Below are 15002 nucleotides of genomic sequence, written 5' to 3'. Positions count from 1 at the left end.
TCCAGCAATTCAGGCGATTTTTCATTGGCATTTACAAAAAATATTAACCCGCCCGCATTCGCGCTCAGCCCTTATATCACGGGAAGTCCCGCCGCCTGGCCTTCGGCAATATTCATGCCACAACCAAATTCAGGGTTGTCTCAGATTCTCAGTATGTTAGGGTAGAAAAAGGTCACTATTTCCATCAGGTAATATATCGATATAAACAAATAACAGGAATCATTCTATTGCATGGCAATTAAATTAGAAGTTAAAAATCTCTATAAGATATTTGGAGAGCATCCCCAGAGAGCCTTCAAATATATTGAAAAAGGACTTTCAAAAGAGCAGATTCTGGATAAAACGGGGCTATCGCTTGGCGTTAAGAACGCCAGTCTGGCCATTGAAGAAGGCGAGATATTTGTCATCATGGGATTATCCGGTTCGGGTAAATCCACAATGGTACGCCTTCTCAATCGCCTGATTGAACCCACCCGCGGACAGGTATTGATTGACGGCGTAGACATCGCCCGGATATCCGATGCTGAGCTTCGCGAGGTGCGCAGAAAAAAGATTGCGATGGTGTTCCAGTCCTTTGCCCTGATGCCGCACATGACGGTTCTCGACAATACGGCATTCGGTATGGAATTAGCCGGCGTAGGTGCGGATGAACGTCGTGAAAAAGCGTTAGATGCGCTGCGTCAGGTTGGTCTGGAGAATTATGCTCACGGCTACCCGGATGAACTTTCCGGAGGGATGCGCCAGCGTGTGGGCCTCGCCCGCGCATTAGCCATTAACCCTGACATCTTATTAATGGATGAGGCCTTCTCAGCCCTCGATCCGTTAATTCGTACCGAGATGCAGGATGAGCTGGTAAAGCTACAGGCGAAGCATCAACGTACCGTGGTATTTATATCGCATGACCTCGACGAAGCTATGCGTATTGGCGACAGAATTGCCATTATGCAAAACGGTGAAGTGGTCCAGGTCGGCACGCCGGATGAAATCCTGAATAATCCAGCCAATGATTATGTACGCACCTTCTTCCGCGGCGTTGATATTAGCCAGGTCTTCAGTGCGAAAGATATTTCACGCCGTAGCCCCGAGGGTTTAATTCGTAAAACGCCCGGGGTGGGTCCACGTTCAGCGCTGCAATTATTGCAGGACAAAGATCGCGAATATGGTTACGTGATCGAACGCGGCAATAAATTCGTTGGCGTTGTCTCTATCGACTCATTAAAAACAGCGTTAAGTCAGGCGCAAGGTATTGAAGCGGCATTGATCGATGAGCCGTTAGCCGTAGATGCACAAACCCCTCTCAGCGAGTTGCTTTCTCATGTCGGTCAGGCCCCGTGCGCGGTGCCGGTTGTAGATGAGGAACAGCAGTATGTGGGCGTCATTTCAAAACGCATGCTGTTACAGGCTTTAGATCGTGAGGGGGTAAACAATGGCTGATCAAACTAATCCGTGGGACACCACACCAGCGGCCGACAGTGCCGCACAAAATGCTGATGCCTGGAGTACGCCATCAGGCGCACCCACCGACGGTGGTGGCGCGGACTGGCTGACCAGCGCACCCGCGCCGGCACCAGAGCATTTCAATATTATGGATCCGTTCCATAAAACGCTGATCCCGCTGGACAGTTGGGTCACAGAGGGGATCGACTGGGTCGTTACCCATTTCCGTCCGGTCTTCCAGGGCATTCGTGTCCCGGTGGATTACATTCTCAACGGCTTTCAACAGCTGCTGTTAGGTATGCCAGCCCCGGTAGCGATTATCCTGTTCGCGCTGATTGCCTGGCAGATTTCCGGCGTGGGGATGGGCGTTGCTACGCTGATTTCCTTAATTGCCATCGGTGCCATCGGCGCGTGGTCGCAGGCCATGATAACCCTGGCGCTGGTGTTGACCGCGTTGCTGTTCTGCGTGGTGATCGGTCTGCCGATGGGGATCTGGTTGGCGCGCAGTCCACGGGCAGCAAAAATTGTTCGCCCACTGCTGGACGCCATGCAAACCACACCCGCGTTTGTCTATCTGGTGCCGATTGTCATGCTTTTCGGTATTGGTAACGTCCCGGGCGTAGTGGTGACGATTATCTTCGCCCTGCCGCCAATCGTGCGTCTGACTATTCTGGGGATTAACCAGGTGCCAGCCGATCTGATTGAAGCCTCGCGCTCGTTTGGCGCCAGCCCGCGTCAGATGCTGTTTAAAGTGCAGCTCCCGCTGGCAATGCCCACCATTATGGCTGGGGTTAACCAGACGCTGATGCTGGCGCTCTCAATGGTCGTCATCGCGTCGATGATTGCCGTCGGCGGACTGGGCCAGATGGTTCTGCGCGGAATCGGTCGTCTGGATATGGGGCTTGCCACCGTCGGCGGGGTTGGGATTGTGATCCTCGCCATCATTCTCGACCGCCTGACGCAGGCCGTCGGTCGCGACTCGCGTAGTCGTGGCAACCGTCGCTGGTACACCACCGGTCCCATTGGGCTTATCACTCGCCCATTCACGAAGTAATTCACCCGTTGCCCGGTGGCGCATTGCTTACCGGGCCTACAATTCATTAACTTGCACAAAATCATTCAGGATGAAGTGTAATAAGGAACAACGATGCGACAGAAAGTAATTATTGCCACAGCGTTTGCCACCCTTGTCTCCACCAGCACTTTCGCTGCCGACCTGCCGGGCAAAGGCATCACCGTACAGCCAATCCAGAGCACTATCTCTGAAGAATCCTTCCAGACGCAATTAGTCGCCCGTGCGCTGGAGAAACTGGGTTACACCGTTAACAAAACCAGCGAAGTTGACTACAACGTCGGCTATACCTCCATTGCCTCTGGCGATGCAACTTTTACCGCCGTGAACTGGCAGCCGCTACATGATGATATGTACGCCGCTGCGGGCGGAGACAAAAAGTTTTATCGCGAGGGGGTATTCGTTACAGGTGCCGCACAGGGTTATCTGATCGACAAGAAAACCGCTGAGCAGTATAAAATCACCAATATCGCCCAGTTAAAAGATCCGAAGATCGCCAAAATCTTTGACACCAACGGCGACGGAAAAGCCGATATGATGGGCTGTTCACCGGGCTGGGGCTGTGAAGCAGTAATCAACCACCAGAACAAAGCTTTCGATCTGGAAAAAACCGTCGAGGTCAGCCACGGTAACTATGCGGCGATGATGGCCGACACCATTACCCGCTTCAAAGAAGGTAAACCCATTCTTTACTACACCTGGACACCGTACTGGGTCAGCGACGTAATGAAGCCGGGTAAAGATGTGGTCTGGCTGCAGGTACCGTTCTCTTCCCTGCCAGGCGAGCAGAAAGATATTGATACCAAACTGCCAAACGGTGCCAACTACGGCTTCCCGGTGAACACTATGCATATTGTCGCCAATAAAGCCTGGGCGGAGAAAAACCCGGCTGCGGCGAAACTGTTTGCCATCATGAAGCTGCCGCTGGCGGATATCAACGCACAGAACGCAATGATGCACGACGGGAAAGCGTCTGAAGCCGACGTGCAGGGTCACGTTGACGGCTGGATCAAAGCCCACCAGCAGCAGTTTGACGGCTGGGTGAACGAAGCGCTGGCCGCGCAGAAATAATCCACTCACAGGCCTGATGAGTGTAGCGCCATCAGGCCTGTAACCGCATAAATGCCGGATGGTGGCGCGATGCACCTAATCCGGCCTATCCTCCCTCCCCCAATCGCACAATCCATCACTCAACAAATCAGCAACATTTAATCACTTCCGTTATGATTGTTTTCTGCAACCCATTACTCAGTTGAAAACAATGACGAAAACCACTCAGGGACTTAGCCCTTCGCTGATCCTGTTAATGTCTATCGCCACCGGCCTTGCCGTCGCCAGTAACTATTATGCGCAACCGCTGCTTGATACCATTGCGCGTAACTTTTCGCTATCTGCCAGTACTGCCGGGTTTATTGTCACCGCGGCCCAACTCGGCTACGCCGCTGGTCTGCTGTTTTTAGTCCCGCTTGGCGATATGTTCGAACGTCGGATGCTGATCGTCTCCATGACGTTGCTCGCGGCTGGTGGCATGCTGATTACCGCCAGCAGTCAGTCACTGGGTATGCTGATCCTCGGCACCGCTCTGACCGGACTGTTCTCGGTAGTCGCACAGATTTTAGTTCCGCTGGCGGCGACACTTGCCACGCCAGACAAGCGCGGTAAAGTTGTCGGCACGATTATGAGCGGCCTGCTGTTGGGCATTCTGCTGGCACGCACCGTAGCGGGATTACTGGCCAATTTGGGCGGCTGGCGCACCGTGTTTTGGGTGGCATCGGTATTAATGGCGCTGATGGCGATTGCGCTGTGGCGCGGTCTGCCGAAGATGAAATCAGAAACGCATCTTAACTACCCGCAACTTCTGGGTTCGGTATTCAGCCTGTTTATCCACGATAAACTGCTGCGTACCCGCGCGATGCTGGGCTGTCTGACCTTTGCCAATTTCAGTATCCTATGGACATCAATGGCGTTTTTGCTCGCCGCACCGCCGTTTAACTATTCAGAAGGCATGATTGGTCTGTTTGGTCTGGCGGGTGCCGCAGGGGCGTTAGGCGCACGTCCGGCGGGCGGTTTTGCCGATAAAGGTAAATCCCACCTGACCACAACCATGGGGCTGCTATTACTGCTGCTCTCCTGGCTTGCTATTTGGTTTGGGCACGCTTCAGTACCCATGCTGATTATCGGTATTCTGGTGTTGGACCTCACCGTTCAGGGAGTACACATCACCAACCAGACGGTTATCTATCGCATTCATCCGGATGCGCGTAATCGCCTGACCGCCGGATACATGACCAGCTATTTTATTGGCGGAGCGGCAGGTTCGCTGATTTCAGCCTCCGCCTGGCAGCATGCCGGGTGGGCTGGCGTTTGTCTGGCGGGTACGACCGTTGCCGTACTCAACCTGGTGGTCTGGTGGCGAGGTTTTCACCGTCAGGAAGCCGTAAATTAAGCGTATAGTGCATGTTTACCGCTGATTGGGCTCCACAGGGTGTTAAGGAGCCCATCAGTCTGCTAAGGTTATAACTCATTGAGCCAAGTTATATTAATTTCGGTAATGAAACCTATAACCCTATGGAAAGCCCTGTACCCCAGTCTGAATCCTGTTCGGCAACGTTAACGGAAGGATTCAAAGACAGCCTGCCAATAGTCATCAGCTATATTCCTGTCGCTTTTGCATTTGGTCTCAATGCCACTCGCCTTGGCTTTACGCCGGTTGAAAGCGTCTTTTTCTCCTGCATTATCTATGCGGGAGCCAGCCAGTTTGTCATTACCACCATGCTCGCTGCGGGCAGTTCGCTGTGGGTCGCCGCCCTTACCGTCATGGCCATGGATGTCCGCCATGTTTTGTACGGCCCTTCCCTGCGCAGCCGAATAGCCCAGCGACTGAGTAAACCCAAAAGTGCACTGTGGGCTTTTGGCCTTACCGATGAAGTCTTTGCCGCCGCAACGGCAAAACTGGTCCGGGATAATCGGCGCTGGAGTGAAAACTGGATGATCGGCATCGCACTGTGCTCCTGGGCCTCCTGGGTGTTTGGTACGGTGATCGGCGCGTTTTCCGGCAGTGGTTTACTCAAGGATTACCCGGCGGTTGAAGCGGCACTGGGATTCATGCTCCCGGCGCTGTTTATGAGCTTCCTGCTCGCGTCATTCCAACGTAAACAAGCGCTCTGCGTGACTGCCTCCCTGGCCGGGGCGCTGGCTGGCGTCATGCTGTTTTCCATACCTGCCGCTATCCTTGCAGGTATTGTCTGCGGATGCCTGACGGCGCTCATCCAGTCATTTTGGCAGGGAGGTCCTGATGAGCTATGAGGTTCTGCTACTTGGCCTGTTGGTCGGCTGCGTTAATTACTGTTTTCGCTATTTGCCACTCCGTCTTGGGGTGGGCAATGTTCGCCCGACGAAGCGCGGCGCGACGGGCATATTACTCGACACTATTGGCATTGCATCTATTTGCGCCCTGCTGGTGGTGTCTACCGCGCCAGAAGTGATGCACGACGCTCGTCGGTTCGTGCCTACGCTGGTGGGGTTTGTCATACTGGGCGCAAGCTTCTATAAGACCCGCAGCATCATCATTCCAACGTTACTGAGTGCTCTGGGCTATGGATTAGCCTGGAAAATGCTTGTTGGCTTATAGATAAAAACAATCATTTTAAAGAAATAATACATTTACTTTATTTGTCACTGTCGTTACTATATCGGCTGAAATTAATGAGGTTATACCCAAATGGATAGTTCGTTTACGCCCATTGAACAAATGCTAAAATTTCGCGCCAGCCGCTACGAAGAGTTCCCTTATCAGGAAGTGCTTCTGACTCGCCTATGCATGCACATGCAGGGCAAGCTGCTGGAAAACCGCAATAAGATGCTGAAAGCTCAAGGGATTAACGAGACGTTGTTTATGGCGTTGATTACGCTGGAGTCTCAGGAAAACCACAGTATTCAGCCTTCTGAACTGAGTTGCGCGCTTGGCTCGTCACGCACTAACGCTACCCGCATTGCGGATGAGTTAGAAAAACGTGGCTGGATCGAACGTCGTGAAAGCGATAACGATCGCCGCTGTCTGCATCTGCAATTGACCGAGAAAGGCCATGCTTTTTTGCAAGAGGTGTTACCGCCTCAGCATAACTGCCTGCATCAGCTCTGGTCGTCTCTTAGCACCACCGAAAAAGATCAGCTTGAGCAAATTACCCGTAAACTTCTGACCCGTCTTGATCAGATGGAGCAGGATGGCGCGGTGTTAGAAGCGCTGCGCTAACGCGCCGACTCGCTCAGAAATCCAGATTTATAAATGAAAAAACCGACAGGCCAGCACGCATACTGCTGGCCTGTCTGATAAACAGGTCGGCTCAGCCGATGTGAAAAAAATAAGATCGTGGAGAACAACATGAGCGCAAATGCGGAGACTCAAACCCCGCAGCAACCGGTCAAGAAGAATGGCAAACGTAAAAGTATGCTGCTCCTTCTGACCTTGCTCTTTATTATCATTGCCGTGGCATATGGGATTTATTGGTTTTTAGTACTTCGTCATGTCGAAGAGACAGACGATGCGTACGTGGCAGGGAACCAGGTTCAAATCATGGCTCAGGTATCAGGCAGCGTGACGAAAGTCTGGGCTGATAACACTGACTTTGTAAAACAAGGCGATGTGCTGGTCACCCTCGACCAGACAGACGCAAAGCAGGCATTTGAAAAAGCCAAAACTGCGCTGGCTTCCAGCGTGCGTCAGACGCACCAGTTGATGATCAACAGCAAGCAGTTACAGGCAAGCATTGAGGTGCAGAAAACCGCGCTGGCGCAGGCACAAAGCGACTTTAATCGCCGAGTCCCGCTGGGCAACGCCAACCTGATTGGCCGCGAAGAGCTGCAACACGCTCGTGATGCCGTCGCCAGCGCTCAGGCTCAGCTTGATGTCGCAATCCAACAATATAATGCTAACCAGGCGATGATTCTGGGTAGCAAGCTGGAAGATCAACCCGCTGTGCAACAGGCTGCCACCGAAGTGCGCAATGCCTGGCTGGCGCTGGAACGTACCAGAATTGTCAGCCCAATGACCGGTTATGTATCCCGTCGCGCCGTACAGCCTGGTGCGCAAATTAGCCCAACCACGCCGCTGATGGCGGTTGTTCCGGCCACTAACCTGTGGGTAGATGCCAACTTCAAAGAAACACAGCTCGCGCACATGCGTATCGGCCAACCGGCGACCGTTATCAGCGATATTTACGGCGATGACGTAAAATATACCGGTAAAGTTGTCGGTCTCGATATGGGTACGGGCAGCGCCTTCTCCCTGCTGCCAGCGCAGAACGCAACCGGCAACTGGATCAAAGTCGTCCAGCGTCTGCCGGTACGTATCGAACTGGATGCGCAGCAACTGGCACAGCATCCATTACGTATTGGTTTGTCTACGCTGGTTACGGTAGATACCTCAAATCGTGACGGACAAATTCTGGCAAGCCAGGTTCGTACCACGCCGGTATCAGAAAGTAATGCACGTGAAATCAACCTTGCTCCGGTCAATAAGATGATCGAAGAGATCGTGCGGGCCAACGCGGGCTAATTCAAAGGTGCGTGTGATGCAACAGCAAAAACCGCTGGAAGGCGCGCAGCTCGTCATTATGACGATCGCGCTGTCCCTGGCGACATTCATGCAGGTGCTGGACTCCACCATTGCTAACGTGGCGATCCCCACTATCGCCGGGAACCTCGGCTCTTCACTGAGCCAGGGAACCTGGGTGATCACCTCATTCGGGGTGGCGAACGCTATCTCTATTCCGATCACCGGCTGGCTGGCAAAACGCTTTGGCGAAGTAAGACTCTTTATGTGGTCAACTATCGCCTTCGTCATTGCGTCATGGGCATGCGGGATGTCCACCAGCCTGAACATGCTGATTTTCTTCCGCGTAATCCAGGGTATTGTTGCCGGTCCATTAATTCCGCTGTCACAGAGCCTGTTGCTGAATAACTATCCACCCGCCAAGCGTTCCATCGCCCTCGCGCTATGGTCGATGACGGTGATTGTTGCCCCGATATGTGGTCCTATTCTTGGGGGCTATATCAGCGACAACTATCACTGGGGCTGGATATTTTTCATCAACGTGCCAATCGGGGCTGTGGTGGTATTGATGACCCTGCAAACCCTGCGCGGTCGGGAAACCAAAACCGAGCAGCGGCGCATTGACGCCATTGGTCTGGCACTGCTGGTCATCGGTATCGGCAGTTTACAGATTATGCTCGACCGCGGCAAAGAGCTGGACTGGTTCGCCTCGCAGGAGATTATCATCCTGACGGTGGTCGCCGTTATCGCTATCAGCTTCCTGATCGTCTGGGAGCTTACCGACGAGCACCCCATTGTCGATCTTTCGCTGTTTAAGTCGCGCAACTTTACCATCGGCTGTCTGTGTATCAGTCTGGCCTATATGCTCTACTTCGGCGCAATCGTCCTGCTGCCGCAGCTGTTGCAGGAGGTATACGGCTATACGGCAACCTGGGCTGGTCTGGCGTCAGCGCCGGTTGGGGTGATTCCGGTGATCCTGTCGCCGATTATCGGCCGCTTCGCGCACAAGCTGGATATGCGTCGGCTGGTGACGTTCAGTTTTATTATGTACGCCGTCTGTTTCTACTGGCGTGCGTGGACGTTCGAGCCGGGTATGGACTTTGGCGCATCGGCCTGGCCGCAGTTTATTCAGGGGTTCGCGGTAGCCTGCTTCTTTATGCCGCTAACCACCATTACGCTGTCCGGTTTACCGCCTGAACGTCTGGCGGCGGCATCCAGCTTGTCGAACTTTACGCGAACGCTGGCAGGTTCCATCGGTACATCGATTACGACGACAATGTGGACGAACCGCGAGTCGCTGCACCATGCTCAGCTAACGGAATCTGTTAACCCCTACAACCCAAATGCACAGGCTATGTACGATAAGCTGCAGGATTTAGGGATGACGCACCAGCAGGCTTCAGGTTGGATAGCTCAGCAGATCACCAATCAGGGGCTGATTATTTCCGCTAACGAAATCTTCTGGATGTCGGCGGGGATATTCCTGGTCCTGCTTGGCCTGGTGTGGTTCGCCAAACCGCCCTTCGGTGCGGGCGGCGGTGGTGGTGGCGCACACTAACTATCTGATAAAAGGGATCTGCGGATCCCTTTTTTATTAGACCTACAATCAGAAGTAATATTTGAATCTCAGACGCCCGCCGTAACGCGCATCTTCGCTGTTATCACCATTATTCGGATTGGCCTCTACCCATGAAGCATAGGCGCCGAGGTAGATGTTAAAGTTTTTCATATCCATCACATTGGGGAATAAATATGAGGCATGAATAGTGTGAATGTCATAATTGCCGGGATCGGTGATCCAGCAATCATCCTCACAAACGGCATCGATATTGGTAGCATTGAAGGCTTCGATTTTGTTATGCGCATAGATATAACCCAGTTCAAATCGATGCCACAACGCATTCACCCCAGCGGTAAAATCTGTCTCATCGGTCGCATCCATATAGGCGGTATTCAGGTTAATCACTGCGCCATCTTCCGGGTCCGTTTTTTGACCATTCCAGGTCATGGTAAAACCATAGCCCGTACGATCTGACTGATCGATCCACGTCCCATTTTGGTAATAACCGTAGGCGTTGTTAACGACGTTACTTTCCATCGCTATCGCCGTTGAAAAACGCCCGTTTTGCCAGGCGATAACCGGACGGACGTAAGCCACGTTTTTATCGTTGGTTAAATCCATTCCGTGGTACTGCTTCTCGGTATATAACGTACTGCCATTTTCCAGCAATGTGTTAACTTCGAAATACCAGTTGTCGATGGTTTTGCTCAGCAGGAAGTTACCCCCGCTGTCGCTACGTCCCCGTCCTTCTTTCATCATATAGATATAGCCGTAACCGTCACTGTAGAGATCGTTCGCTGTATTCCCCGAATATTCAACAAACGTATCCTGATTCAGCGGGAACATATCGTAGGCTTCAAAACGACCAACCTTAATTTTCCAGTCATTCTCACGACCAAAGAAGAAAACGGCATCATCGAGGTTCATTTTTCCGGTCAGGTCCGCCAGAGGCTGTACCGATAACCCTGCAAAATTACCGTTGTCCCGCCGCTGGTAACCATCAAAGCCCAGCAACAGGCGTCCGTTAATATCCCAGCGTTCATTGGTTCCTGGTGCCCAATCTTTATTCGCTGATGTTCTCGTCGATGTCAGGCTACCGGAACGGCTTGCCGCATCCATATTAAATTCGACATCGCCATAGAACTTAATATCGCTGAAGCCAGATAATGTCAGCTTAGGCGGAGTTTCACCTGCTGCAATCGGCTCGGCAGACTGGACATTCACCGTCGGCGCAGCAGCGACCTGCTGCTGCTTCAGCGAGCGAATTTGCGCCTCAGCATCGGATGCCCGTTTTTCGGCATTAACAACACGTTGCTCCAGTTCAGCCAGACGCTGCTCAATAGTGATATTATTTGCTGCCCAAAGGTTATGAGAAAAGCAAGCACCGATCATCAGCGCCAAATATTTAGCCTTCATTTTCATCCCTAAAGTTTAATGTATACCAGATAAGATTTGATAAAAAACCTATCTACCGGCTATTAAAAGAGTCTTGTTATTACCCGGATATCTGGCGCATTCCATTATGTTTTTCTATTAATTATTTATGTTTTTTAGTTTATGTGATCAATACACTCTGGCATCGTTAATTATCCGCCTCATTCTGTTTGCCAGATCACATTTTATTATTTAACAGGTCAGGCATCACTTAAATTAAAATGTATTCTCACCGCAAATATAATAAACACACATTATATTAAGCAATAAAAAACCCCGGACATAAACCGGGGTTAATATAAATACTGGAACAGCTAATCAATAAGACTAAATATGCAGTTCCTGCAGTTTCTCTTTCGGTAGTGCCAGCTCTTCATTGCTGTTCACGCGTACATCACGCTCCAGAATATGACGCGCGATATCCTGTGCTTCGCTAAGAGAGTGCATCTGATACGTACCGCACTGGTAAACGTTCAGCTCCGGGATCTGGTTCTGATCCTGTACTTTCAGCACGTCCGCCATTGCCGCTTTCCACGCGTCGGCTACACGCTGTTCGTCCGGCGTACCAATCAGGCTCATGTAGAAGCCGGTACGGCATCCCATCGGAGAGATATCGATAATCTCAACGCCGTTACCGTTAAGGTGGTTACGCATAAAACCTGCAAACAGGTGTTCCAGCGTATGGATACCTTTCTCAGGCATCACTTCTTTGTTCGGAATGCAGAAACGCAGATCAAACACGGTGATTGCGTCGCCATGCGGGGTGTTCATCGTTTTTGCAACCCGGACCGCGGGAGCTTCCATCCGGGTGTGATCGACAGTAAAACTATCTAACAACGGCATTTAGCCACCTCCGATAAATTTTTTAAAAATAATCTGAACTCTTTGTTCCGGGGCGAGTCTGAGTATATGAAAGACGCGCATTTGTTATCATCATCCCTGTTTTCAGAGATGAAATTTTGGCCACTCCCGAGTGGCCTTTTTCTTTTGTATCAAGCGTGCTTTTCCAGCCACACGCTAAACGGCTCAGTATCAGCCGCTTCGATCTCCTGCTGACGACGCTTTGAAGCCTCGGTTTCAGCAATAAATTCAGCTTCCTGCACTATTTCTAACGGCTCTTCACGCAGCAGATTTCGGTAAGCCTCACCCAGCGCTTTGCCCGTGCCGCCAATGCCTTCATCAATCATAGACCGTAGGATCCGGGCAGAGAAAGTCAGTTCAGGATTGTCAAAACAGGCAACCAGTTCATCACAGACCTTCTGATACTCCTCTCCCCCATCGATGCTGTCCAGCGTTTGTGCCACGCGTTTCAGATCGCGGAACAAATCTTTCCCAACCTTCGGCAGCGGGAACTGGGCTGTTTCACAGCCAATACCTAACGTCAGCCCAGGCTTACGCCCTTCGAGAATCACGCGATTCCAGTTTTTACGCGTACACAGCAATTCATCGCTACTCATTTCCGGGGCATCAGCCAGCGCACACCAGACCATAAACAGATCGAGGAAGCGCACCTGCTGCTCGTCCACGCCGATAGGCGAGAACGGATTGATATCCAGCGAGCGTACTTCGATGTACTCGATACCGCCACGCAGAAGCGCATCTGATGGCGTTTCTCCACGACGAGTGACGCGTTTCGGGCGAATAGGCGCATACAGCTCATTTTCAATCTGCAGAACGTTGCTATTGATTTGCAGACGCTTACCGTCTTTTTCCAGACCGATCGCCGCGTACTCCTCGGAAGGCGTCTTAATCGCGCGCTTTAATCCTGCCACATACTCATGCAAATCGTTAAACGTAATTCCGAGATTGCTTTGCGACTTATTGGTATAGCCCAAGTCACTCAGGCGCAGCGACGTTGCGTACGGCAGGTAATACATCCCACAGTCGGTTTTTTCAAACGGCAGAGTTGTTGGTTTTCCTTGCAGGAATGAGGAACAAATGGCCGGAGAGGCACCAAACAAATACGGGATCACCCAACCAAAACGGTAGTAGTTGCGGATCAGACGGAAGTAGCCCGCGGAGATCTTCTCTTTAGCATCCTCACCTTCGGTTACACCGCATTTCGCCTGCCAGAAAGCCATAGGCAGCGAGAAGTTGTAGTGGACGCCCGAGATTGTCTGCATCAACGCGCCATAGCGGTTTTTGAGGCCTTCACGGTACAGCGTCTTCAGGCGACCGGTATTCGACGAACCATACTGCGCCAGTTCGATATCCTGACCTTCGGCAATATAGCAAGGCATGCTCAACGGCCACATACGCTCGTCGCCAAGGTTTCTGGCGGTATAACGATGTAAGTCGCGCATGAACGTGAGCATTTTCTCAATGTCGTCACCGGGTGGAGTAATGAACTCCAACAATGCTTCGGCAAAGTCAGTGGTTATCCACTTATGCGTTAGCGCTGAGCCTAACACCTCAGGATGGCCTGTCGTTGCTAATGACCCATCTGCATTAACACGCAGCGTTTCGCGCTCCAGACCACGTTGAATCCCCTTTAATGCCTGAGGATGGTTTTCCAGCCAGGCCAGCGCCTGTGATACGTCCGGGATCAAATTGACCTCCCGCCTGTCAAAATCGTTTTAATTAGCATAATGGTATTGGTTACCCTGAAGGCTATCCCACAACACAATTAGTGCCACCACATAATGCCTTGTGTCGTAACCGCTGCGACAACAACATAGCGCAGCGCCTTGCCAAGGCATAAGAAAAAGAGAACTGGGCCCCACGAGATGCGCATCCACCCGGCTAACAGGCACAGCAAATCCCCCACAACCGGCATCCAGCTTAATAATAGTGTGACAGCGCCATAGCGCCGCAGCCAGCCAGTGGCTTTTTCTTGCCAGCGCGATGTTTTACGCAATGGAAAGAAACGCCCAAGGATAACGTTAGTTAACCCTCCAAGGCTATTACCCATTGTTGCTGTTAAGACTAAGACCCAGGGATGACTGACCCCGGAGACCAACAAAGCAACCAGAACAACTTCAGAATTGCCGGGTAATAGCGTGGCACTGAGAAAACTGCTGGCAAACAGTGACAGGAGCGACAGTCCATCACTCACAATAACCGGACATCCACGGCATCCATTCCCGCGGCATGCGCCGCCTGTATTCCAAAATCGGCATCTTCAAACACGACGCAACGAGCCGGAACAACCCCCATACGTTCGGCACAAAGCAAAAACGTATCAGGAGCCGGTTTATGGTGCTGTACGTGATCGGCTGCGACTACAGCATCAAAATAGCGACGCAGACCAAGGTGAGCGAGCAGCGCTTCTGCAATTGCGCTTTCACTACCCGTACCTACCGACATAGGACGACGACCATGCCAGGCTTTCACGACATCAACCAACGGCAAAGGCTGGACGCTATCCAGCAGCATGCTTCTCACCTTGTCGGTTTTTTCACGTGCCAGTGCATGAGGATCAAGATCGGCATGGTTCAATTCAATTACCGACTGCGCAATACGCCACGTTGGGGAGCCATTGAGGGCGACCATGGCATGTTCATCAAACCGTAGTCCATAATGCCCCAATACCTCATGCCACGCCTTACGGTGCGTAGGCTCGGTATCCAGGATGGTACCATCCATATCAAAAATCAAACCCGCATAACGTTCGTACATCGTCTTCTCACAAGCCGAGTGACCAGACGTTATTTTATCGTAATTGATTGATTTTGTCGCTGACAGCGAATTGAGGGGTGTTCAGAGAGTATGTAGAAATGATTTAGAGGGAGGGAGAATATAGTGCATCCGGGAGGATTACTCACTCATGTTCGCCCTGCGGGCCGTTGCTGAAGCAACGTTATCCTCCCTGGTGCTCGCGATTATCTCGCAGACCATGAAACAACAGTTTCGCTGTTATTTAGGAGAAGATGGTGCATCCGGGAGGATTCGAACCTCCGACCGCTCGGTTCGTAGCCGAGTACTCTATCCAGCTGAGCTACGGATGC

At 51.8% G+C, this 15002-nt stretch carries 14 protein-coding genes and 1 tRNA gene; 9 read left to right on the top strand and 6 right to left on the bottom strand.

Annotated features, from left to right (window positions below; translation table 11 throughout):
• Nucleotides 1-231 precede the first annotated feature (231 nt).
• The 9 genes from proV (at nucleotide 232) to emrB (ending at nucleotide 9618) form a co-directional block, all read left to right on the top strand.
• Nucleotides 232-1434, top strand: a complete 1203-nt coding sequence (gene proV, locus OGX89_RS07850) for a glycine betaine/L-proline ABC transporter ATP-binding protein ProV (RefSeq protein ID WP_003037282.1) — start codon at nucleotides 232-234, stop codon at nucleotides 1432-1434.
• Entirely contained in the window at nucleotides 1427-2491 is a 1065-nt protein-coding gene (gene proW, locus OGX89_RS07845) for a glycine betaine/L-proline ABC transporter permease ProW (RefSeq protein WP_008785611.1), read from the top strand. Before proV ends, proW begins: the two co-directional genes overlap by 8 nt.
• A 93-nt stretch (nucleotides 2492-2584) precedes the next feature.
• Nucleotides 2585-3580 (top strand): glycine betaine/L-proline ABC transporter substrate-binding protein ProX, encoded by a 996-nt coding sequence (gene proX, locus OGX89_RS07840; protein ID WP_003825976.1) that lies wholly within the window; start codon nucleotides 2585-2587, stop codon nucleotides 3578-3580.
• A gap of 190 nt (nucleotides 3581-3770) precedes the next feature.
• On the top strand, nucleotides 3771-4955 hold the full coding sequence (locus OGX89_RS07835; protein ID WP_125112814.1) for an MFS transporter: 1185 nt from the start codon (nucleotides 3771-3773) through the stop codon (nucleotides 4953-4955).
• 122 nt (nucleotides 4956-5077) lie between these two features.
• Entirely contained in the window at nucleotides 5078-5815 is a 738-nt protein-coding gene (locus tag OGX89_RS07830) for an AzlC family ABC transporter permease (protein ID WP_003825971.1), read from the top strand.
• On the top strand, nucleotides 5805-6140 hold the full coding sequence (gene ygaH, locus OGX89_RS07825) for an L-valine transporter subunit YgaH (protein WP_003825969.1): 336 nt from the start codon (nucleotides 5805-5807) through the stop codon (nucleotides 6138-6140). Before OGX89_RS07830 ends, ygaH begins: the two co-directional genes overlap by 11 nt.
• A 90-nt stretch (nucleotides 6141-6230) precedes the next feature.
• The gene (emrR, locus tag OGX89_RS07820) at nucleotides 6231-6761 is read left to right on the top strand and encodes a multidrug efflux transporter EmrAB transcriptional repressor EmrR (protein WP_003037300.1); all 531 of its coding nucleotides are present in this window, start codon (nucleotides 6231-6233) and stop codon (nucleotides 6759-6761) included.
• Nucleotides 6762-6890: 129 nt separating this feature from the next.
• Nucleotides 6891-8063 (top strand): multidrug efflux MFS transporter periplasmic adaptor subunit EmrA, encoded by a 1173-nt coding sequence (gene emrA / locus OGX89_RS07815; protein WP_003825968.1) that lies wholly within the window; start codon nucleotides 6891-6893, stop codon nucleotides 8061-8063.
• 16 nt (nucleotides 8064-8079) lie between these two features.
• Nucleotides 8080-9618, top strand: coding sequence for a multidrug efflux MFS transporter permease subunit EmrB (gene emrB, locus OGX89_RS07810; protein WP_125112815.1), 1539 nt, complete (start codon nucleotides 8080-8082; stop codon nucleotides 9616-9618).
• A gap of 48 nt (nucleotides 9619-9666) precedes the next feature.
• On the opposite strand, the gene OGX89_RS07805 is transcribed toward emrB, so the two are convergent.
• The 6 genes from OGX89_RS07805 to OGX89_RS07780 all read right to left on the bottom strand — a co-directional run bounded on the left by OGX89_RS07805 (nucleotide 9667) and on the right by OGX89_RS07780 (nucleotide 15002).
• Nucleotides 9667-11037, bottom strand: a complete 1371-nt coding sequence (locus OGX89_RS07805) for a carbohydrate porin (protein ID WP_125112816.1) — start codon at nucleotides 11035-11037, stop codon at nucleotides 9667-9669.
• 345 nt (nucleotides 11038-11382) lie between these two features.
• Nucleotides 11383-11898 (bottom strand): S-ribosylhomocysteine lyase, encoded by a 516-nt coding sequence (gene luxS / locus OGX89_RS07800; RefSeq protein ID WP_003037312.1) that lies wholly within the window; start codon nucleotides 11896-11898, stop codon nucleotides 11383-11385.
• A gap of 149 nt (nucleotides 11899-12047) precedes the next feature.
• Nucleotides 12048-13604, bottom strand: a complete 1557-nt coding sequence (gene gshA / locus OGX89_RS07795; RefSeq protein WP_008785615.1) for a glutamate--cysteine ligase — start codon at nucleotides 13602-13604, stop codon at nucleotides 12048-12050.
• A 77-nt stretch (nucleotides 13605-13681) separates the two neighbouring features.
• Nucleotides 13682-14110 (bottom strand): YqaA family protein, encoded by a 429-nt coding sequence (locus OGX89_RS07790; RefSeq protein WP_003825961.1) that lies wholly within the window; start codon nucleotides 14108-14110, stop codon nucleotides 13682-13684.
• Nucleotides 14107-14673 (bottom strand): fructose-1-phosphate/6-phosphogluconate phosphatase, encoded by a 567-nt coding sequence (yqaB, locus tag OGX89_RS07785; protein ID WP_003825960.1) that lies wholly within the window; start codon nucleotides 14671-14673, stop codon nucleotides 14107-14109. The genes OGX89_RS07790 and yqaB overlap by 4 nt, the downstream gene beginning before the upstream one ends.
• Before the next feature lie 252 nt (nucleotides 14674-14925).
• Nucleotides 14926-15002 (bottom strand) — tRNA-Arg (locus OGX89_RS07780).

This window comes from Citrobacter sp. Cpo103, assembly GCF_030332605.1.
Lineage (GTDB): Bacteria > Pseudomonadota > Gammaproteobacteria > Enterobacterales > Enterobacteriaceae > Citrobacter > Citrobacter portucalensis.
Note: the sequence above shows the minus strand (reverse complement) of the source record. Positions and strands in the feature narration are given on the sequence as shown.